Origin of the sequence: Streptomyces sp. NPDC048718 (genome assembly GCF_043198875.1) — a bacterium.
In the GTDB taxonomy this organism is placed as follows: domain Bacteria; phylum Actinomycetota; class Actinomycetes; order Streptomycetales; family Streptomycetaceae; genus Streptomyces.
In genome coordinates this window covers 53488-73899 of sequence record NZ_JBICVG010000011.1, presented here as the reverse complement: position 1 = coordinate 73899, position 20412 = coordinate 53488, and the positions used below count along the sequence as shown (strand labels likewise).

General features: G+C 71.2%; 8 protein-coding genes and 1 pseudogene. 2 read left to right on the top strand and 7 right to left on the bottom strand.

The features are described 5' to 3' along the window. Positions 1–4 precede the first annotated feature (4 nt). Positions 5–589, top strand: a complete 585-nt coding sequence (locus tag ACGFRB_RS21555) for an SUKH-4 family immunity protein (RefSeq protein ID WP_363006148.1) — start codon at positions 5–7, stop codon at positions 587–589. A gap of 154 nt (positions 590–743) precedes the next feature. On the opposite strand, the gene rbsD is transcribed toward ACGFRB_RS21555, so the two are convergent. The 6 genes and pseudogenes from rbsD to ACGFRB_RS21525 form a co-directional block, all read right to left on the bottom strand. Next, on the bottom strand, positions 744–1133 hold the full coding sequence (gene rbsD, locus ACGFRB_RS21550) for a D-ribose pyranase (RefSeq protein WP_363006150.1): 390 nt from the start codon (positions 1131–1133) through the stop codon (positions 744–746). Next, positions 1130–2041, bottom strand: coding sequence for a ribokinase (locus ACGFRB_RS21545; RefSeq protein ID WP_393245018.1), 912 nt, complete (start codon positions 2039–2041; stop codon positions 1130–1132). Before ACGFRB_RS21545 ends, rbsD begins: the two co-directional genes overlap by 4 nt. A gap of 162 nt (positions 2042–2203) precedes the next feature. Next, positions 2204–4272, bottom strand: a pseudogene (locus ACGFRB_RS21540) (substrate-binding domain-containing protein). Then, positions 4262–5800, bottom strand: a complete 1539-nt coding sequence (locus ACGFRB_RS21535; RefSeq protein ID WP_393245016.1) for a sugar ABC transporter ATP-binding protein — start codon at positions 5798–5800, stop codon at positions 4262–4264. Before ACGFRB_RS21535 ends, ACGFRB_RS21540 begins: the two are co-directional and overlap by 11 nt. Further along, positions 5797–6855: a LacI family DNA-binding transcriptional regulator gene (locus ACGFRB_RS21530; RefSeq protein WP_393245014.1), complete on the bottom strand. Its 1059-nt coding sequence runs from the start codon at positions 6853–6855 to the stop codon at positions 5797–5799. Before ACGFRB_RS21530 ends, ACGFRB_RS21535 begins: the two co-directional genes overlap by 4 nt. A 280-nt stretch (positions 6856–7135) precedes the next feature. Further along, complete coding sequence (locus tag ACGFRB_RS21525; RefSeq protein ID WP_393245013.1) at positions 7136–8749, bottom strand: amidase family protein; 1614 nt, start codon at positions 8747–8749, stop codon at positions 7136–7138. A gap of 411 nt (positions 8750–9160) precedes the next feature. Between ACGFRB_RS21525 and ACGFRB_RS21520 the strand changes: the two genes are divergently transcribed. Next, complete coding sequence (locus ACGFRB_RS21520; RefSeq protein ID WP_393245011.1) at positions 9161–18766, top strand: hypothetical protein; 9606 nt, start codon at positions 9161–9163, stop codon at positions 18764–18766. Between the two features lie 254 nt (positions 18767–19020). Here the strand turns inward: ACGFRB_RS21520 and ACGFRB_RS21515 are convergent, their stop codons facing one another. Next, the gene (locus tag ACGFRB_RS21515; protein WP_393245009.1) at positions 19021–20151 is read right to left on the bottom strand and encodes a cellulose binding domain-containing protein; all 1131 of its coding nucleotides are present in this window, start codon (positions 20149–20151) and stop codon (positions 19021–19023) included. Between the last annotated feature and the right edge of the window lie 261 nt (positions 20152–20412).

The following is a 20412-nucleotide window of genomic DNA, read 5'->3' as shown; positions in this document are numbered from 1 at the left end:
CGCAGTGAAGAAGAACGACGTTCCGTCGGTACCGGACGCCGCCTGGCTGGAGGAACGGCTGGGCGAGGGCTCGCTCTGGCGACCGGACGAGGCCGCCCTGCCGGCTGAACTGACCGACGCCGAGTCGCGGGAATTCCTCCTGACGGTCGGCTTCCCCGCGGTCCACCTCGAAGCGGTGGGCATCGACACGACGTTCCTGCGGGACGAGGACGCGCCGGCCCCGCTCGACGCCGACGAGATCTACGGGAAGCGGTACCCCGACGACGACTCCCCGCCGGTCAACTTCGCCCTCACCGTGGCCACTTGGTACGACCAGCACCTGATGCTCGACGCGGCGCTCGGCGGCATCACCCACTACGACCCCAACGGCTGGGACCACGGCGAGGGTTGGCAGGGTCCGGCCGCCGACTCCCTGCCCGGCCTGGCCGTCCTCCTCGCTCTCGTCGCGGAGGCGGGCCCCGCGCTGGAGTCGGACGACGACACCGAGCGGACGGCCGCCGTCGCCGCGCTGCGTGCCCGCATGAGCGAGTGTGACGGGTCCGTGGCCGACTCGGGTTTCTGGGAAGGGGTCTTCGAGGACTTCGCCTGATCCCGGACCCGTACCCCGCGGCCTGGGAAGGCCCCCGGAACCGCGAGCACCCCCGCAAAGCCCCCGTAAAAGCCCGAAAGCCCGTGGCCCGGTCCAAAAGACCGGGCCACGGGCTTGGGCGAGGGCTCGGGTGACAGACCCTGGCCGCGACCCGTCAGAAGAAGACGCCGCAGCGCAGCAGCACGTTCGCGTACGGCCGGGCCTCGCCCGTACGCACCACCAGGCGGGCGCCCGCCGTCATTTCCTTCAGCCGCTCGTGCGAGACCAGAGTGAGGTCAGGGAAGCGGCCGTCGAGAAGCGCGGACGCCTCGGGGTTCGCCTCGCGGATCTCCTCCGCGGCGGTCGCGCCTTCCACGGCCAGCTCGCCGAGAAGCCCGTCGAGAACCTCGGCGAACGACGGCACTCCGGCGAGGAACGCCAGGTCCACCACGCGCGGGCCCGCCGGGATCGGCATCCCGGCGTCGCACACCAGGACGCCGTCGCCGTGCCCCAGCTCGGCGAGCGCGCCCGCGAGATGGCGATTGAGTATTCCGGTCTTCTTCACAGCGCCGCGACCTCCTCGGCGGTCGGGTAGGACTCCTGGGCGCCGGGCCGCGTCACGGCCGCCGCGCCCACCCGGGCCGCGTACGCCGCCGCCTCGGCAAGCGACGAGCCCGTACCCAGCTTCCAGCCCAGCGCCGCGGTGAACGCGTCGCCCGCGCCGGTCGTGTCGACCGCGTCGACCTTCACCGACGGCACCCGGGCCGTCTCGACGCGGTCCTGGCCGCCGGTGGCGACGAGCGCGCCGCGCTCGCCCAGGGTCACCACGACCGAACGCGGGCCGAGGGCGAGGAGGGCCTTCGCCCAGTCCTCGGGCGAGCCGTCCAGTTCGCCGCCGGTGAGGACCCGCGCCTCGTGCTCGTTGACGATCAGCGGGTCGCACGCCGCGAGGATCTCGGCGGACAGCGGGACGGGCGGCGAGGGGTTCAGTACGAAGCGGGTGCCGTCCGGCAGGTTCCGTACGATCTCCGCGACCGTCTCCAGCGGGATCTCCAGCTGCGTGGAGACCACCCGGGAGGCGCGCAGCAGACCGGCCGCGCCCCGGACGTCCTCGGGGGTCAGCCGGCCGTTGGCGCCCGGTGACACCACGATGCTGTTGTCCCCGGAGGGGTCCACGGTGATCAGCGCGACGCCGGTGGGCGCACCGCCGACCAGGACTCCCGTGCTGTCGACGCCGGCCTTCGCCTGCGTGTCCAGCAGCATGCGGCCGTGCGCGTCGTCGCCGACCCGCGCCAGCAGCGCCGTACGGGCCCCGAGGCGCGCGGCGGCCACGGCCTGGTTCGCGCCCTTGCCGCCCGGGTGGACGACCAGGTCGGAGCCGAGCACGGTCTCCCCGGCGGCGGGCCGTCGCTCCACCCCGATCACCAGGTCGGCGTTGGCCGATCCCACGACCAGGAGGTCGTAGTCGTACATGAACTGTCTCCCTACGGATGCCTGTGGATCCCCGCGGACCGCGCGACTTCCGCGCGTCCCGCCGATTCCCTCAGCGGTGTCGAACCGGTGCCACGGCCGCGGGCGGACGCGTCGCGTGTGACGTGTCCACCCGCGGCCGTGACGAGCCGGTCAGATATCGGATCAGCCGTTGAACTCGGCCAGGTTCTCCTTGGTGACGACCTTGACCGGGACCTTCACCGTGGCGTCGATCTTCTCGCCCTTGGCGGCCTTGACGGCGTTCTCGACGGCCAGCTTGCCGAGCAGCTTCGGCTGCTGCGCGATGGAGGCGAGCAGCGTGCCGTCCTCGACCGCGACCAGACCATCCGGGGTGCCGTCGAAGCCGACGACCGTGACGGACTTGCCGGCCTTCTTGCCCAGGGCCTTGATCGCGCCGAGCGCCATCTCGTCGTTCTGCGCGAAGATGCCCTTCACGTCCGGGTGGGCCTGGAGCAGGTTGGTGGTGACGTCCAGACCCTTGGTGCGGTCGAAGTCGGCCGGCTGCGAGGCGACGACCTTGATACCCGGGTAGGCCTTCAGACCCTCGGTGAAGCCCTTGCCGCGCTCGTTGGCGGCGGAGGTGCCGGTGACGCCCTGGAGGACCAGGATGGTGCCCTTGCCGCCGAGGGACTCGGCGAGCGTCTTGGCGGCGAGCATGCCGCCCTCGACGTTGTCGGAGGCGACGGTGGTGGCGACCGAGGCCTTGTTGACGGTGCGGTCCGCGGCGATGACCGGGATCTTCGCCTTGTTGGCCGCCTTGACAGACGGGCCCGCGGCGTCGGAGTCCACCGGGTTGACGATGATCGACTTCACGTTCTGGCTGGTGAAGTTCTGGATCTGGTTGGCCTGCTGCGAGGCGTCGTTCTGGGCGTCGGTGACGGTGAGGGAGACGCCCTCCTTCTTCGCCTCGGCCTCGGCGCCTTCCTGCAGCTGCACGAAGAACGGGTTGTTCAGGGTGGAGACCGACAGGCCCACCTTCATGGCGTCGGAGTCGGAGCCGGAGTTGCAGGCCGTGGTCGTCAGGGCCAGCGTGGCGACGGCGGCGACGGCGATCGAGAGGTGCTTGGTACGCATGGTTCTCTCCTTGCGGGTGGGGTGCGGCTGGTTTTCCGCGGTGGGACGTGACGAGGGAAGAAGAAGGGGGCCGGGGGCTGTGACGGCGGATCAGGACCGGACAGCCCCCGGCGTCGGACGCGGCCGGGCATCACACGCGGCCAGGCGTCGGACGGGGCCTGGCGTCAGGCGCGGCGGCGCAGCGTGTCCACGAGGACGGCGAGCGCGATGACGACACCGATGACGACCTGCTGCCAGAAGGCCGAGACCGAGAGCAGGTTGAGGCCGTTGCGCAGCACCGCGAGGATCAGCGCGCCGATGAGCGTGCCCGACGCCTTGCCGACGCCGCCGGAGAGGCTGGCGCCGCCGATCACGACCGCGGCGATGGCGTCCAGCTCGTAGCCGTACGCGGCCTGCGGCTGCGCCGAGGAGAGCCGGGAGGCGAGGACGATGCCCGCGATGGCGGCGAATCCGCCGGCCAGGGCGTAGATGATGATCTTCTGGCGCTTGACGCGGATACCGGAGAGGCGGGCCGCCTCCTCGTTGCCGCCGATCGCGTACATGGTGCGGCCGATGTACGTACGGTTCAGCACCACGGCGGTGATCACGCCCATGGCGATCATCACCAGGACCGGCACCGGCAGCCAGCCGCCGAGGGTGGCGCCCAGCTGGGAGACCGAGTCGGGGAAGGCGATCGGGCTGCCCTGCGAGATGACCAGGGCGAGACCGCGGCCGATCGACAGCATGGCGAGGGTCGCGATGAACGGGGGCAGCTTGCCGAACGAGATCAGCGCGCCGCTGACCAGACCACAGCCGATGCCGGTGGCGATGGCGAGCAGGACCGAGATCCAGACCGGCAGGCCCATGGTGGTGGCCGTGTAGGCGAGGACGGTGGCCGAGAGCGCGGCGACCGAACCGACCGACAGGTCGATGCCGGCCGAGACGATCACGAAGGTGACACCGAAGGCCAGGATCGCGGTGACGGCCGCCTGGACGCCGACGTTCAGCAGGTTCTGGGTGGAGAGGAAGTCCCCCGACAGGAACGACATGGCCACGGCCAGGACGATCAGGGCGGTGAGAGCTCCGTTGTCGAGGAGCAGCCGGCGCAGGGCGGTCGCCTTGCCCGTGGCCTTGCTGGTGTTGAGCGTGTCAGTGGCCACGGGAGCCCTCCACATCCTTTACTGCGGTGTTCGTTGTAGCGGGGGCGCTGACGGCCAGCGCCATGACGGAGTCCTGCGTCGCGTCCCGCGCGGCGAGTTCGCCCGCGATCCGGCCCTGGGACATGACCAGGACGCGGTCGCTCATTCCCAGGACCTCGGGGAGGTCGCTGGAGATCATCAAAACGGCGTGACCGGAGGCGGTCAGCTCGTTGATCAGCTGGTAGATCTCGACCTTGGCGCCGACGTCGATGCCTCGGGTCGGCTCGTCGAGAATCAGCACCTTGGTCTCGGCGAGCAGCCACTTGCCGATGACGACCTTCTGCTGGTTGCCGCCGGACAGGGTGCCGACGTGCTGGTGCAGTCCGGCCATCCGGACCTTCAGCTGCCGGGCGATCTTGTCGGCGGCCCGGCGCTGGCCGGCCCGGTCGACGAAACCGGCGCGGCTCGCGCGGCCCAGCGTGACCAGGCCGAGGTTCTCCTGCACGGTCGCGTCGAGCACCAGGCCCTGGCCCTTGCGGTCCTCGGGCACGAGGCCGATCCCGGCGTCCACGGCGGCGTTGACGTCGTACGGACGCAGCGGACGGCCCTGCACCTCGACGGTGCCGGAGTCGTAGGGGTCGGCGCCGAACAGCGCGCGGACCACCTCGGTGCGGCCGGCGCCGACGAGCCCGGCGAGGCCGACGACCTCGCCCGCCCGTACCTCGAAGCCGATGTCGTGGAAGGTCCCGGACCGGGTGAGGCCCTCGACCTTGAGGAGCGGCTTCCCGGCGTCCCCGCGCTCGCGCGGGTACTGCTGCTCGATGCTGCGGCCGACCATGAGCCGTACCAGCTCGCCCTCGGGGGTGCTCGCCGGCACCTGGTCGATGCTGCGGCCGTCGCGCAGGACGGTGACACGGTCGCCGAGGGCGGCGATCTCCTCCAGGTGGTGCGTGATGAAGACGATGCCGACGCCGTCCTCACGCAGCTTGCGCACGATCCGGAAGAGCTTTTCGACCTCTTCGGTGGTCAGGACGGCGGTGGGCTCGTCCATGATCAGCACCCGGGCGTCCAGGCTGAGCGCCTTGGCGATCTCGACCATCTGGAGCCGGGCGATACCCAGTTCGCGTACGAGGGTGCGCGGATCGACGTCCACACCGACCCGGGCGAGCAGCTCGGCGGCCTCGGTGTTCATCTTCTTGCGGTCGATGAAGCCGAAACGGCGGGGCTGGCGGCCCAGGAAGATGTTCTCGGCGACGGTCAGGTCGGGAACGAGGTTGAACTCCTGGTAGATCGTCGCGATCCCGAGGCGCTCGGAGTCCTGCGCACCCTGGATGCGCACCTCCTCGCCTCCGACCGTGATCCGCCCGGAGTCGGGGCGGTAGGCGCCGGAGAGCATCTTGATGAGCGTGCTCTTGCCCGCGCCGTTCTCACCGAGCAGCACGTGTACCTCGCCGCGGCGCAGGTCGAAGTCGACGCTGTCGAGCGCCACCACGCCGGGAAAGGTCTTGCGTATTCCTTCGATGCGCAGCAACTCGTCCGGGTTGCTCACGACATGCTCCTTTGCGGGGGGAAGGGCTGCGCGGTGGGGGTCTGCGCAGCGGTGGACGGCTCACCGGACTCGCCGCACGAGCGGCGTACGACGAGACGGGCGGGGAGGGTGACGGACCGGGCGGCCCGTCCTTCGACGCGGTCGACGAGCGCGCGGACGGCGGCCCGCCCGAGCTCGGCGGTCGGCTGGGAGATCACGGTGATCGCCGGATCGGTGTGTACGAACCAGGGGATGTCGTCGAACGCGGCGAGCGCGATGTCGTCGGGGATCCGCAGGCCGCGCGCGCGGATGGCGTCCAGCGCGCCGAGTGCCATCAGGTTGTCGGCGGCGAACACCACCTCGGGCGGCTCGGCCAGGTCGAGGAAGCGCTCGGTGGCCCGGCGCCCGCTCTCGGCCTGGAAGTCGCCCTGTCCGATGTACGCGTCGGGCAGCGGCAGTCCGTACTCGCTCATCGCCGCGCGGAAGGACTCCACGCGCTCGCTGCCGGTGGTGGTCGCCGCCGGGCCCGCGATGATCGCGAGGCGCCGGTGGCCGAGACCGTGCAGATGGGCGACGAGGTCGTGGATGGCGGCGCGGCCGTCGGCGCGTACGACGGGGACGTCGACGCCGGCGATCCAGCGGTCGACGAAGACCATGGGGGTGCCGGTGGCGGCGGCGTTCAGCATGAGCGGGGAGCCGCCGTCGGTGGGGGAGACGAGCAGGCCGTCGATCCGCCGGTCCAGCAGGGTGCGTACGTGGTGGTCCTGGAGGTCGGGCTTCTCGTCGGCGTTGCCGATGATCACGCTGTAGCCCAGCTCGCGGGCCTCTTCCTCGACCGACCGGGCCAGGTGCGCGAAGTACGGGTTCACCACATCGCTGATCACCAGGCCGAGCGTGCGGGTCTCGTGGGTGCGCAGGGAACGGGCGACGACGTTCGGCCGGTAGCCCAGCGTCTCGACCGCGGCCCGCACCCGGGTGCGCGCGTCGACGCTGACCGACGGGTGGTCGTTCAGGACACGCGACACCGTGGCGACGGATACGCCCGCCGCGGCGGCGACGTCCTTGATGCTCGCCATCGCCGGAAACACCTCCTTGTGAGTCCGTTCGCACGTATCGGTCGTGGAATCGTTTCCATGACCGACATGAAGGATTGGAATCGATTACATGGAGGTGAGGCAAGGGGAAACGGATGGTCGAGATCCGATTGTGACCTGATGTGAGTGGCGCCGCTCAGATGAGCGTGAGCGGGGTGCCGGCCCGCCGCCGCCCCCTCCCGGGACGGGGAGGGGGCGGCGCGAGGAGTCAGGGAAGGGGCTCAGGGCCGGCGGGGCCCGTCTCGCCGGGGGGCGTCGGCGATCACTGCCCGATCGTGGGCAGATAGCGCGGGGCGCGCCACGCGCCCAGTCGCCGCTCCACCGCCGCGCCCAGCGACAGCAGGGCGCCGTCCTCCCGGTCGCCCGCCATCAGCAGCAGACCCACCGGCAGCTCGCCCACGAACCCGGCGGGCACCGACAGCGAGGGGTACCCGGCGACGGCGGCCGGGGTGGAGGACGGGATCACGTCGTTGTCGCCCCGCGCGCAGTCGGTCGTCCAGGCGGGCGGGTTCGCCGGGGCCGCGATGGCGTCCAGGTGGTGGGCGGCCATGGTCTCGTCGATGGAGCGCCGCGACAGATCCTTCAGCTCGGCGCGCATCGCCCGGTAGCCCGGGTCCGTGGTCGGCGGCGCGGCCAGGGCCTGTTCGAACAGCTCCTGACCGGCGAAGCAGGTCCGCTCGGCCGGATGCGTACGGTTGAACTCGATCAGCCCGGCGAGATCGCGCGGCCGGTCTCGGGGGCCGGCGCGCCGCGCCAGATACGCGTCGATGTCCCGGTGGAACTCACTCAGCAGAGCCGGGAATTCCAGCTCGTCCAGCCGCTCCTGATACGGCGGCGTCACCTCGACGACCTCGGCGCCGGCGGCCCGCAGCCGCTCCGCCGTCCGGAGCATCAAAGCGTCCACCTCCGCGCCGAGCGAGGGCAGCCGCCACAGACCGATCCGCTTGTCCCGCAGACCGCCGGGGCGCGCCGCCGCGTCCGCGAGGCCCGCGCCGTCGCCGGCGCCCGCGAGGTCCCGGCCGCTGAGCACCGAGAGGGTGAGCGCCGCGTCGACGACGTTGCGCGCCATCGGCCCGGCCGTGTCCTGCTCGGCGGAGATCGGGACGACGCCGTCCCCGCTCACCAGGCCCAGGCTCGGCTTGTGCCCGACGACCCCCGTCATCCCGGCCGGGCACACGATGGACCCGTCCGTCTCCGTGCCGATCGCCACCTGCGCCAGCGACGCGGCGAGCGCCGCAGCCGAACCGGCGGACGATCCACACGGGTTACGGTCCAGGACGTACGGGTTGTTCGTCTGCCCACCCACCGCCGACCATCCGGAAGTCGGCTTCTCCGCACGGAAGTTGGCCCACTCGGACAGATTGGTCTTGCCGAGGATCACCGCGCCCGCCGCGCGCAGCCTCGCGGCCAGTTCGGCGTCTTTCTTCGGCGGAGTGCCCGCCAGCGCCAGCGATCCGGCCGCCGTCGGCATGTCATGGGTGTCGATGTTGTCCTTCAGCAGGACCGGGATGCCGTCGAGGGGGCCGCGGGCCTTGCCGAGCCGGTGCCGGGCGTCACTGGCGGCGGCCTGGTCCAGGGCGGTCGGACTGACCCGCAGCACCGCGCCGATGGCCGGGTCGACGGCCTCGATGCGCCGCAGATACGCCCGTGTCAGCTCCGACGAGGTCAGGGAGCCGCGCTCCATGTGCCGTTGCAGTTCGGGGATGGTGACCGTGTCCAGGTCCACCCCGCGCACCCGCGCCGGCCCGGCCCGGTTCGCGAGACCGCCCGGGGTGCCGGCGGCCGAGGCGCGCTGAGCGGAGGCCCCCGCGCCGGCTGCCGCCAGGGGAGATACGGCGAGGGCCGCGGTCAGCGCCGCGATGCTTGTCTTCTTCATGGGCACAGCCCACTGCAGGGTGCCGCCGGGCGCAAGAGGATATCCCCGCTCGTCCCTGCCGTGGAACAGCCCCCAAGGAGCAGGGCAAGTCACCTTGATACGTGCTCCGTTGATGGCGGATGAAGTCGTACGGGAAGCGTCCCGGCCCCGGCTGACGGCCCGTCCGGAGGGCGAGCCGGCCGAGCAGGGCGGCCGGGTGTCGTGACAGCGCCGGACAGGGGGACCGGGAAGTGGGCGAGCGCGCCGGGCGTCGATGGCCCGTTCGAAGGAATGCGGCGGGGCGTTCGCGGTACACCCCGTCGTGTCCGCCGGAATCCCCGCTCCGCTGGTGCACCGTTGCCGGTACTCAAGCCGCGAGCAGACCAGCACACCAGTACACGAGCGCACGAGAGCACGAGAGGAACAGCCCGGATGACGCGAAGTCAGGGGACGTCCGGCGGCGGGGCCGGACGGCGTCGGCGGTTCCGGCTGTGGGCGGCGGTGCTGGGACTCGTGGCCACGGTGCTGGTCGGCTCGGGGGCGCCGACGGCGGCGCAGGAGGACTGGGACTGCCTCGGCGGCCCGGAGACCCGGATCGGCTACCTCTTCCAGGAAGGAGGGGCGAGCGCGGCGCCGTTCGACATCACGCAGATCGACTACACCACCGGCGCCGGGACCGTCGTGGCGGGCACCCCGATCGCCGTGGACGCCGTCGGCTTCAACACCCTTGACGGCTACTACTACGGCGTGGCCTCCAGCAACCTGCTCGTCCGGATCGACAGCTCCGGCAACACCACCCAGGTCGGCACCGTCGCCGGCAGCGGCTACAGCAGCGGTGACTTCGACGCCAACGGCCACCTGTGGATCCTCGGCAACATCCTCCCCGGCGCCTGGGCCGAGATCGACCTGGCACCGGGATCCCCCACCTACGGGCAGACCCTGGCCACCGGATCGGTCACCTACCCGGGCAACCAGTACCGCGCCCTCGGCGACTGGACCTATATGACCGGGCCGGCCGGAACCGGTCTCTACGGCATCGCGGACATGGTGGGGCAGCGTCTTCCCAACCTGCTGTTCTTCAACACCGTCACGCGAGTCTTCACCGTCCTCGGCGAGGTCGCCGGGATGCCCGTCGGGATCGGCGGTGTCGACACCCGCGGCAGCTTCACCGACGGCGTCAACCTGTACGTGTACACCTACACCTCCGGCGCGATCTACCGCGTCCCGCTGACCACCCGCGTCTCCGTACAGCTCCCGCAGAGCCCCGGGGCGACCATCTTCGGCGACGGTGCCCAGTGTGCGGCGGCGCCGACGAGCACCATCAACGTCGTCAAAGAGATCGACGGCCGCAACGCGCCCGTCGACCAGTTCCGGGCGAGCCTGCGCAACGCCCAGGGCATCGAGGTCGGCGCCGTGACCACCAGCGGCACCGAGACCCGTGCCGAGAGCGGCCCGCTGGACGTCGCCTCGGCCCAGACATACGAGCTGACCGACCGTCCGGCCGGCGGCAGCATGCCACCAGGCAACGGTCTGTACGACACCTCCGCGCACTGCGTCAACGACGAGACGGGCGCCGAACTACCGCTGACCGGCGGCGGTGGTTCCTGGTCCCTCACCCTGTCCCGGCTGAGCGCCTCCTATACCTGCACGGTGACCAACAGAGCTCGCGGCACGGCCAACCTTCAACTGGTCAAACACGCGAGCCCGACGGTGGCCACCCAGGTCGGCCAGACCGTCACGTACACCCTGACCGTGCGCAACACCGGTGACACCTCGATCCAGAACCTCGACCTGACCGACTCGCAGCAGACCGGAACGACCGCCTGCGACCTGCCGGCCGGCGGACTGCTGCCAGGGCAGGAGGCCACCTGCGCGACGCTGACCCACACGGTGACCCAACAGGACCTGGAAGACGGGCTCATCACGAACAACGCCCAGGTCGAAGGCGCCGACAACCTGGGCCACCCGGTCAGCGCGACCGCCTCGGCACGTGTGTACACCGTGCAGCCGTCGCCCGACATCGAGATGACGAAGTCCGTCGCCCCCGACACCGTCACGGCGGCCGGGCAGAGCGTGACGTACACGTACCACGTCACCAACAGCGGCCCCACGGAGCTGCACGGGGTGAACATCACCGAGCACGGCTTCTCCGGGACCGGCACACCCCCGCTGAGCACCTGTGGCCAGACCACACTGGACCCCGGTGCGTCCACCGACTGCACCGCCACCTATACGGTGACCCAGGCCGACGTCGACGCGGGCGGCGTCGACAACACGGCCACCGCGCGAGGACTCGACCCCCTCGGCACGGAAGCGGTCTCGCAGCCGTCCTCGGCCCATGTCACCGCCACCCGCACCCCGGCGATCACGCTCACCAAGGCCGCCGACCCGAGCACCGTGAACAGCGCCGGAACGCAGGTGACCTACAAGTTCACCCTGACCAACACCGGCAACACCACGGTGACCAACGCGGACATCGTGGACACGGCCTTCACCGGCCACGGCCAGCTCGGCATCCTCGACTGCCCGGGCGGCTCGGACCGCACAATCGGCCCGGGCGAGCATCTGAACTGCTCCGCCACCTACACCGTGACCCAGCCCGACATCGACCAGGGCGGCTTCGACAACACCGCCCACGCCGTCGCCTGGAGCAACGGCACCGAGGTGACCAGCGCGGACGTCCAGGCACACGTCACCACGACCCGGACCGCGCAGCTCAGTCTGATCAAGGAGGCGAGCCCGGACGACAGCGCCAGCTTCACCGTGGGCCGTCAGGTCACGTACAGCTTCCTGGTACGCAACACCGGCAACGTCAGCGTGAGCGGCCTCGGCATCGTCGAGACCGCCTTCACCGGGCACGGCGCCCCGCCCGAGATCGTCTGCCCCGCGGAGCCCACCCTCCTGCAGCCCGACCGGGTCATCGTGTGCCAGGCGACCTACACCCTCACCCAGGCCGACATCGACCAGGGCACCGTGACCAACACCGCGCACGCGGCGGCAACGGCCGTGGGCGGTGAGACGGTGGACTCCAACGAGGCATCCCAGACGCTGGTCGGCGCCCCCGGTTCCGCGCTCGAACTGCACAAGTCGGCGGACCCCACCTCGGTCGACACCGCCGGCCAGACGGTGACGTACGCCTTCCACGTCACCAACACCGGGGAGACCACCCTCAACTCCCTGACGGTCATCGAGACCCACTTCACCGGCACCGGAACGGCCCCGCAGATCAACTGCCCCGTGACCTCGCTGGCGCCCGGCGCCTCCACGGACTGCACGGGCACCTATCAGGTGACGCAGACCGATCTCGACGCGGGCGGCATCACCAACAGCGCCGTCGCCTCGGCCGACACCCCGGCCGGCGAGCACACCCACTCCGAGATCAGCACCGTCACCGTCGACGCCCATGCCCTCGGCTCGCTCAGCGTCCAGAAGACGGTGGACCCGGACGTGGTCACCGGCGCCGGCGACACGGTCACCTACCACTACACGGTGCGCAACACGGGTGGCGTCACGCTGAACTCGGTCACCGTCCAGGACACCGCGTTCAGCGGCAGCGGCACCCCGCCGGGCGTGACCTGCCCCGTCGAGGCGCTCGCGCCCGGGTACGAGAAGGAGTGCACGGCGGCGTACACCGTGACCCCGGCCGACGTGACGGCGGGCACGATCACCAACACCGCGACCGCCACCGGCGCGCGGGCGGACACCGCGGAGACAGTCACCTCGAACGAGGACCACGCGAGCGTCAGGATCGCCACCTCGTCGCTGGGTCTGACGAAGTCGGTGTCGCCGGACAGCGCGACGGTCGGTGACCAGGTCACCTATACGTACACGGTGACCAACACGGGCGAGACGGCGCTGACGGACCTCGTGGTGACGGACACCGAGTTCTCCGGCACCGGATCCCCGCCGGCCGTGTACTGCCCGCAGAACACCCTCGACGCGGGCCAGTCGGTGACCTGCGAGGCCACCTACACCGTGACCGCCGCCGACACACAGCCGGGCCACGTCACCAACACGGCGACGGCCACCGCGCGGAACTCGGCCGGTACGGAGGTGACTTCGGCGGCCGCGAGCGCCTCCCTCACCACCCACGGCTCCTCGCTCGGGCTGACGAAGTCGGTGTCGCCGACCTCGGCGACGGTCGGTGACCAGGTCACGTACACGTACACGGTGACCAACACGGGTGAGACGGACCTGACCGATCTGACGGTCGCGGACACGGAGTTCAGCGGCTCCGGCACCCCGCCGGACGTGGTCTGCCCGGTGACCCACCTCGCCCCGGGCGTGGCGGTGGCCTGTGAGGCGACGTATGTCGTCACCGCGGCGGACGTGGCGGCGGGCCAGGTCACCAACACGGCGACGGCCACCGCCCTGACCGGCACCGGAACCCCGATCGAGTCGGGTTCCGCGAGCGCGGCCTTCACGACCCACGAGCCGCCCCCCTCGTCGCTCGCCCTGACGAAGAGCGTGTCCCCGGACACGGCGCACGAGGGCGACCAGGTCACGTATACGTATGTGGCGACGAACACCGGTGAGACCGCGCTGTCGAGCCTGGTGGTCGCCGATACCGCGTTCTCCGGCACCGGGACCCCGCCCTCGGTGGACTGCCCCGGGACCACACTGAACCCGGGTGCGTCCGTGACGTGTACGGCGACGTACACGGTCACCGCGGCGGACGTGACGGCGGGCCAGGTCACCAACACGGCGACCGCCACCGCCCAGAACCCGTCGGGTGCGGAGGTGGCCTCGGAGCCCGCGACCGCCCTCCTCGTCACCCCGGCCTCGTCGCTCGGTCTGACGAAGACGGTGTCGCCGTCCACCGCCACCACGGACGACCAGGTCACCTACTTGTACGAGGTGACGAACACCGGGGAGACCACCCTGACGGGTGTCTCGGTCGCCGACACCGCGTTCTCCGGCACCGGCATCCCGCCCACCGTCACCTGCCCGGCAACCACGCTGGACGCGGGCGCGTCCATGACGTGCACGGCGACGTACACCGTCACCGACGCCGACGCCCAGGCCGGCCAGGTCACCAACACGGCGGTGGCGACGGCGCAGAACCCGTCGGGTACCGCAGTCGAATCGGAGCCGGCGGACGCGACGCTCACGACGCATCTTCCCCCGGTGTCCTCGCTCGCCCTGGAGAAGAGCGTGTCTCCCGACACGGCCACCACCGGGGACCACGTCACGTACACGTACACGGTGACCAACACCGGAGAGACGACGCTGACAGGTGTCTCGGTCGCCGACACCGCCTTCAGCGGCACCGGCATCCCGCCGTCCGTGTCCTGCCCCAGCGGACCGCTCGCGCCGGGCGCCTCGGTGACCTGCACGGCCGTGTACGTCGTCACCGCGGCCGACGCGCAGGCGGGCCAGGTCACCAACACGGCGGCGGCCACGGCCCAGAGCCCGGCGGGCGCGGAGGTCACCTCGGAGCCCGCGACCGCGACCCTGACCACGCATCTGCCGCCGGTCTCCTCGCTCGGTCTGACGAAGACCGTGGCACCGGCCACGGCGACGGTCGGCGACCAGGTCACGTACACCTACGTGGTCACGAACACGGGCGAGACGGACCTGACGAACCTGCTGGTCAGGGATGTCGAATTCACCGGCACCGGCACCCCGCCGAACGTGATCTGCCCGGCGACCTCGCTCGCGCCCGGCGCGTCGGTGACCTGTGAGGCCACCTACGTCGTCAGCGCGACCGACGTGACGGCGGGCCAGGTCACCAACACGGCGCGAGCGACCGCCGACAACCCCACGGGAGCCGAGGTCGAGTCGCCCGCCGCGACCGCGTCCTTCACGACGCACGAGCCACCGGTCTCCTCGCTCGGTCTGACGAAGTCGGTGTCGCCGCAGTCGGCGACGGTGGGTGATCAGGTCACGTACACGTATGTGGCCACGAACACCGGCGAGACCGCGCTGTCGGCGCTGTCGGTGGCGGACACCGCGTTCTCCGGGAGCGGTACCGCGCCGGTGGTGGTCTGTCCGGCGACGACCCTGGAGCCTGGGGCGTCTGTGACCTGCGAGGCGACGTATGTCGTCACGGAGGCGGATGTGACGGCGGGCCAGGTGACCAACACGGCGGTGGCGACGGCGCAGAACCCGTCGGGAACGGTGGTGACGTCGGCCGAGGCGGACGCGGTCTTCACGACCCACACGCCGCCGGCCTCCTCGCTCGGTCTGACGAAGTCGGTGTCGCCGACCTCGGCCACGGTCGGTGACCAGGTCACGTACACGTATGTGGCCACGAACACCGGGGAGACGGCCCTGTCGAGCCTGGCGGTGGCGGACACCGCGTTCTCGGGCACCGGCACCCCGTCGGTGATCGATTGCCCGGCTACCTCGCTCGCCCCGGGCGCGTCGGTGACGTGTACGTCCACCTACGCGGTGACCGAGGCGGATGTGACGGCCGGCCAGGTCACCAACACGGCGGTGGCGACGGCGCAGAACCCGTCGGGAACGGTGGTGACGTCGGCCGGGGCGGACGCGGTCTTCACGACGCACGAGCCGCCCACGTCGTCGCTGGGTCTGACGAAGTCGGTGTCGCCGGGCACGGCGACGGTGGGTGATCAGGTCACGTACACGTATGTGGCGACCAACACGGGTGAGACGGCTCTGTCGAGCCTGGTCGTCGCCGACACGGAGTTCTCCGGCACGGGAACCGCGCCGGTGGTGATCTGTCCGGCGACGACGCTGGCTCCGGGCGCTTCGGTCACGTGCGAGGCGACGTACGTCGTCACGGAGGCCGATGTGACGGCGGGCGAGGTGACCAACACCGCCCACGCCACCGCGCAGAACCCCTCCGGCGCCGCGGTCGAGTCGGAGCCCGCGACCGCGTCCTTCACGACGCACGCGCCGCCGACGTCCTCGCTCGCCTTGACGAAGTCCGTATCACCGCAGTCGGCGACCGTCGGTGATCAGGTCACGTACACCTATGTGGCGACGAACACAGGCGAGACCGCGCTGTCGGCGCTGTCGGTGACGGACACGGAGTTCTCCGGCACCGGCACCGCGCCGGTGATCGATTGCCCGGGGACGACGCTCGCCCCGGACGCGTCGGTCACCTGCACGGCCACCTATGTGGTGACCGAGGCGGATGTGACGGCAGGGGAGGTGACGAACACCGCGCAGGCGACCGCGCAGAACCCCTCCGGCGCGGCGGTGAACTCGGCCCCCGCGACCGCCCTCCTCACCACGCACGCGCCGCCCACCTCGTCGCTCGCTCTGACGAAGTCGGTGTCGCCGCAGTCGGTGACGGTCGGCGATCAGGTCACCTACACCTATGTGGCGACCAACACGGGTGAGACGGCTCTGTCGAGCCTGGTCGTCGCCGACACGGAGTTCTCCGGCACGGGAACCGCGCCGGTGGTGATCTGCCCGGAGACCACACTGGCCCCGGGTGCGTCGGTGACCTGCGAGGCGACGTACGTCGTCACGGAGGCCGATGTGACGGCGGGCGAGGTGACCAACACCGCGAGGGCGACCGCGCAGAACCCCTCCGGCGCCGCAGTCGAGTCGGCGCCCGCGACCGCGTCCTTCACGACGCACGCGCCGCCGGCCTCCTCGCTCGCCTTGACGAAGTCGGTGTCGCCGGGCACGGCGACGGTGGGTGATCAGGTCACGTACACGTATGTGGCGACGAACACGGGTGAGACGGCCCTGTCGGCGCTGTCGGTGACGGACACGGAGTTCTCCGGTTCCGGTACGGCGCCGGTGATCGAGTGCCCAGGGACGACCCTGGCGCCGGGAGCTTCGGTGACGTGCACGGCGACGTACGTGGTCACGGAGGCCGATGTGACGGCGGGCGAGGTGACCAACACCGCGCAGGCGACGGCCGAGAACCCGTCCGGCGCGGCGGTGAACTCGGCCCCCGCGACCGCGCTCCTCACGACGCACGCGCCGCCCACCTCGTCGCTCGCTCTGACGAAGTCGGTGTCGCCGGAGACGGCGACGGTCGGTGATCAGGTCACCTACACGTATGTGGCGACGAACACGGGTGAGACGGCTCTGTCGAGCCTGGTCGTCGCCGACACCGAATTCTCGGGTACGGGAACCGCGCCCGTGGTGCTCTGCCCCGCGACCTCGCTCGCTCCCGGGGCGTCCGTGACCTGCGAAGCGACGTACGTCGTCACCGAGGCCGACGTCCAGGCGGGGCAGGTGACGAACACCGCGGGCGCGACGGCCGAGAATCCGTCGGGTGTGGCGGTGCGTTCGGCGCCCGCGACCGCGTCCTTCACGACGCACGCGCCGCCGACGTCCTCGCTCGCGCTGACGAAGTCGGTCGCGCCGACCACGGCCACCCTCGGTGATCAGGTCACGTACACCTATGTCGCGACGAACACGGGTGAGACGGCTCTGTCGGGTCTGTCGGTGACGGACACGGAGTTCTCCGGTTCCGGTACGGCGCCGGTGATCGAGTGCCCGGCGACCTCGCTGGCCCCGGGCGCGTCGGTGACGTGCACGGCCACCTATGTGGTCACCGAGGCCGATGTGACGGCGGGCGAGGTGACCAACACCGCGACCGCTACCGCGCAGAACCCCTCGGGCACGGCGGTGCACTCGGCCGCCGCGACCGCGCTCCTCCTCACCCACCAGCCGCCGGCCTCCTCGCTCAGCCTGACCAAGACCGTCGACCCCCACACGGCCACCACCGGTGACCAGGTCACGTACACGTACGTGGCGACGAACACGGGTGAGACGGCTCTGTCGGGTCTGGTCGTCGCCGACACCGCGTTCTCGGGCACCGGCACCGCGCCGGTGGTGGACTGCCCGGAGACGACGCTCGCCCCGGGCGCCTCGGTGACCTGCACCGCGAAGTACACAGTCACCGAGGAGGACGCCAAGGCGGGCGAGGTGACCAACACCGCGACCGCGACCGCCCAGGATCCCTCCGGAGCCGAGATCACCTCGGGTCCCGCGAGCGCGGTCCTGATCACCCACGAGGGCCCGCCGCCGGCCTCCCTCGGCCTGACGAAGTCGGTGTCGCCGGCGAAGGTCGGTGCGGGCGACGAGGTCACCTATACGTACACGGTGACCAACACCGGCGGCGCGGCCCTGACGGGGCTGACGGTGGCGGACACCGAGTTCTCCGGCACTGGGACCCCGCCGTCGGTGAGCTGCCCGGAGACCACGCTGGCCCCGGGCGCGTCGGTGACGTGTACGGCGACGTACGTGGTCACGGAGGAGGATGTGAAGGCGGGCAAGGTGACCAACACAGCCACCGCCTCCGCCGAGACCGCCACCGGCACCAAGGTCACGTCGGAGGCCGCGAGCGCCGTCCTCGTCACCCACGAGGGCCCGCCGGTGGCCTCGCTCGGCCTGACGAAGTCGGTGTCCCCGAAGAAGGCCGGTGCCGGTGACGACGTCACGTACACCTACGTGGCCACCAACACCGGGGACACGGCCCTGACCGGACTGGAGGTCGCCGACACCGCGTTCTCGGGTACCGGGACCCCGCCGTCGGTGAGCTGCCCGGAGACCACGCTGGCGCCGGGCGCGTCGGTGACCTGCACCGCGAAGTACACGGTCACCGAGGAGGACGCCAAGGCGGGCAAGGTGACCAACACCGCGACCGCCTCCGCCGAGACCACCACGGGCACCGAGGTCACCTCGGATCCGGCCAGCGCGGTCCTCGTCACCCGGCACACCCCGCCCCCGGGCGACTCGCTCAAGCTGAAGAAGACCGCCGAGGTCACCGACACCAACCACAACGGCGTCAACGACCCGGGCGACATCGTCACCTGGACGCTGAAGGTCACCAACACGGGCAGCGGGACCCTCCATGACATCCGGGTCGACGACCCCGTCGCGGGCCCGGTGACCTGCCCGCCCGAGCCGCTCGCGCCCGGGGCCACGATGATCTGCGCCGCGCCGCCGTACACGCTCCGGGAGGAGGACGCGAAGCGCGGTCACCTCACCAACACAGCCATCGCGCGCGGTACGAACGACGCCGGCCGGACGGTCTCCTCCCGGAAGGCCCGGGTCACCATTCCCGTCCAGCGCGGCCCCAAGCCGCCGTACGGAGGCTACTGACCGGACGTCCCCGCCGACGACGGGCGGCGGGAGACGGCCGGCGGATGACCGAAGACCAATGACCGATGACCAGCGGGGGCATGCCACCCGCTGGTCATCGGCTTGTACGGCCCTCGGGCGCCGGGCCCCGGTCGCCGGGCGCCGGGCGTCCTGTGCCATGCGCCGCACGCCCTGCCGCGTACGCGCTCTTCGGCACCGCCTCGCGCCCGCAGGCACGCGCCGGGGGTTACGCGCCCGGGGTCACGCGGTCGAGGTCATGCGGTCGTGCAGGTGGCGCCGTTCAGGGTGAAGGCGCCGGGCGAGGCGAAGGTGCCGGAGTACGTCCCCTGGAAGCCGAAGGTCTGGCTTCCGCCCGCCGCGATCTGCGCGTTGTGGCTGAGCGGGCTCGCCGTGACGGCACCCGCCGTGGGGGAGACGGTGGCGTTCCAGGCGCTGGTGACGTTCTGGCCGGAAGGCAGGGTGAAGCCCAGCTTCCAGTTGTCGACGGCGGTGGAGCCGGTGTTGGTGACGGTGACGTTCGCGGTGAAGCCGCCCGTCCACACGGTGGTGGCATAGGCCACCTTGCACGCCGCCGGGGTGCCCGGGCCGGGAGTGGACCCGCCGGTGTTCACGGTCGAGGAGAAGGAGTTCACCGCGAGTCCCGCGCCGCCCACCCACGGCTCGAAGCCGGCCTGGACACTCGTCAGGTACCAGTTGTTCTGGGCCAGTCCGCGCGCCACGGTCGCGCGGACGAAGTCCATGACGTCGAAGGTCCAGCTGTCGATCGCGGACGGGGCGACGAAGGACAGCACGTCGTTGCCGCCGTTGTTGCCCGACCACAGCTGCCAGTTGCGCCCGCCCACCGTCACCGTGCCGACCTGAGAGCCGACCGGCTGAATCGTTCCGACCTTGTTGAACCAGATCATGATCTCGGTCTTGTTCACCCCGTCGGTACGGGGTGTCGGGTCCAGCCAGATGTCGTACGCGGCGTCGTACACGGCGCCGGCGCCGGCGGCATAGCTGTACGAGATGCTGCTGGGCGCGCTGGAGATGGTGCTGAGCTGCGCCGGGAGGCTCGTACCGGGCGAACAGTTGGTGTAGTGGCAGCCGTCGAAGACCGACGGGTACGACTTCGGCGCGCCGTTGGTCGGGACGCTGCCGTCGGCCTGGATGACCTTGAAGCCGGTGCTGGTGGCGCTGACGCACTGGGTGGCGCTGGTGCCCCAGCGGTTGTTCTGGACGACGTAACGCCCTTGGATCGTGGTCGAGCCGAACTGCTCGCAGACGGTCGTGTCGGCCTGTGCCGGAGCCGTCGTGGTGACCAGGGCGCCGATGGCCATCAGGGCCATGAGGAGGCCGCTCAGCAGGGTGCGCGCGGAGCGGGCGGGGGACGATGACGCTCTCATGCCGGTCCTCTCTCGAAGACGAGGGGATGTCATATGCCGTGCGGGGTGTGGGAGCGCTCCCATGTGTCGATGCTAGGGACTGTAGGAACAGAACGTGTCCCTGACAAGACTGTGCGCGGCCGGGAAAATCGACAGCGCACGCGGTCCGCCCGGCCCCTCGCGCACCCCACGCCCCTTCCCGCCGCCCCGTCACCGCCGCTTTCTCGCCACCTCGGACCCGTCCTTCGACCTCTCCTCCGACCCGTCCTCCGACCCGTCCTC

What these genes read in the sequence shown, in the direction of transcription:
- ACGFRB_RS21525 (WP_393245013.1), bottom strand. Translation starts at nt 8,749, where the DNA reads ATGAAGAAGACAAGCATCGCGGCGCTGACCGCGGCCCTCGCCGTATCT.
- ACGFRB_RS21520 (WP_393245011.1), top strand. Translation starts at nt 9,161, where the DNA reads ATGACGCGAAGTCAGGGGACGTCCGGCGGCGGGGCCGGACGGCGTCGG.
- ACGFRB_RS21515 (WP_393245009.1), bottom strand. Translation starts at nt 20,151, where the DNA reads ATGAGAGCGTCATCGTCCCCCGCCCGCTCCGCGCGCACCCTGCTGAGC.
- ACGFRB_RS21530 (WP_393245014.1), bottom strand. Translation starts at nt 6,855, where the DNA reads ATGGCGAGCATCAAGGACGTCGCCGCCGCGGCGGGCGTATCCGTCGCC.
- ACGFRB_RS21545 (WP_393245018.1), bottom strand. Translation starts at nt 2,041, where the DNA reads ATGTACGACTACGACCTCCTGGTCGTGGGATCGGCCAACGCCGACCTG.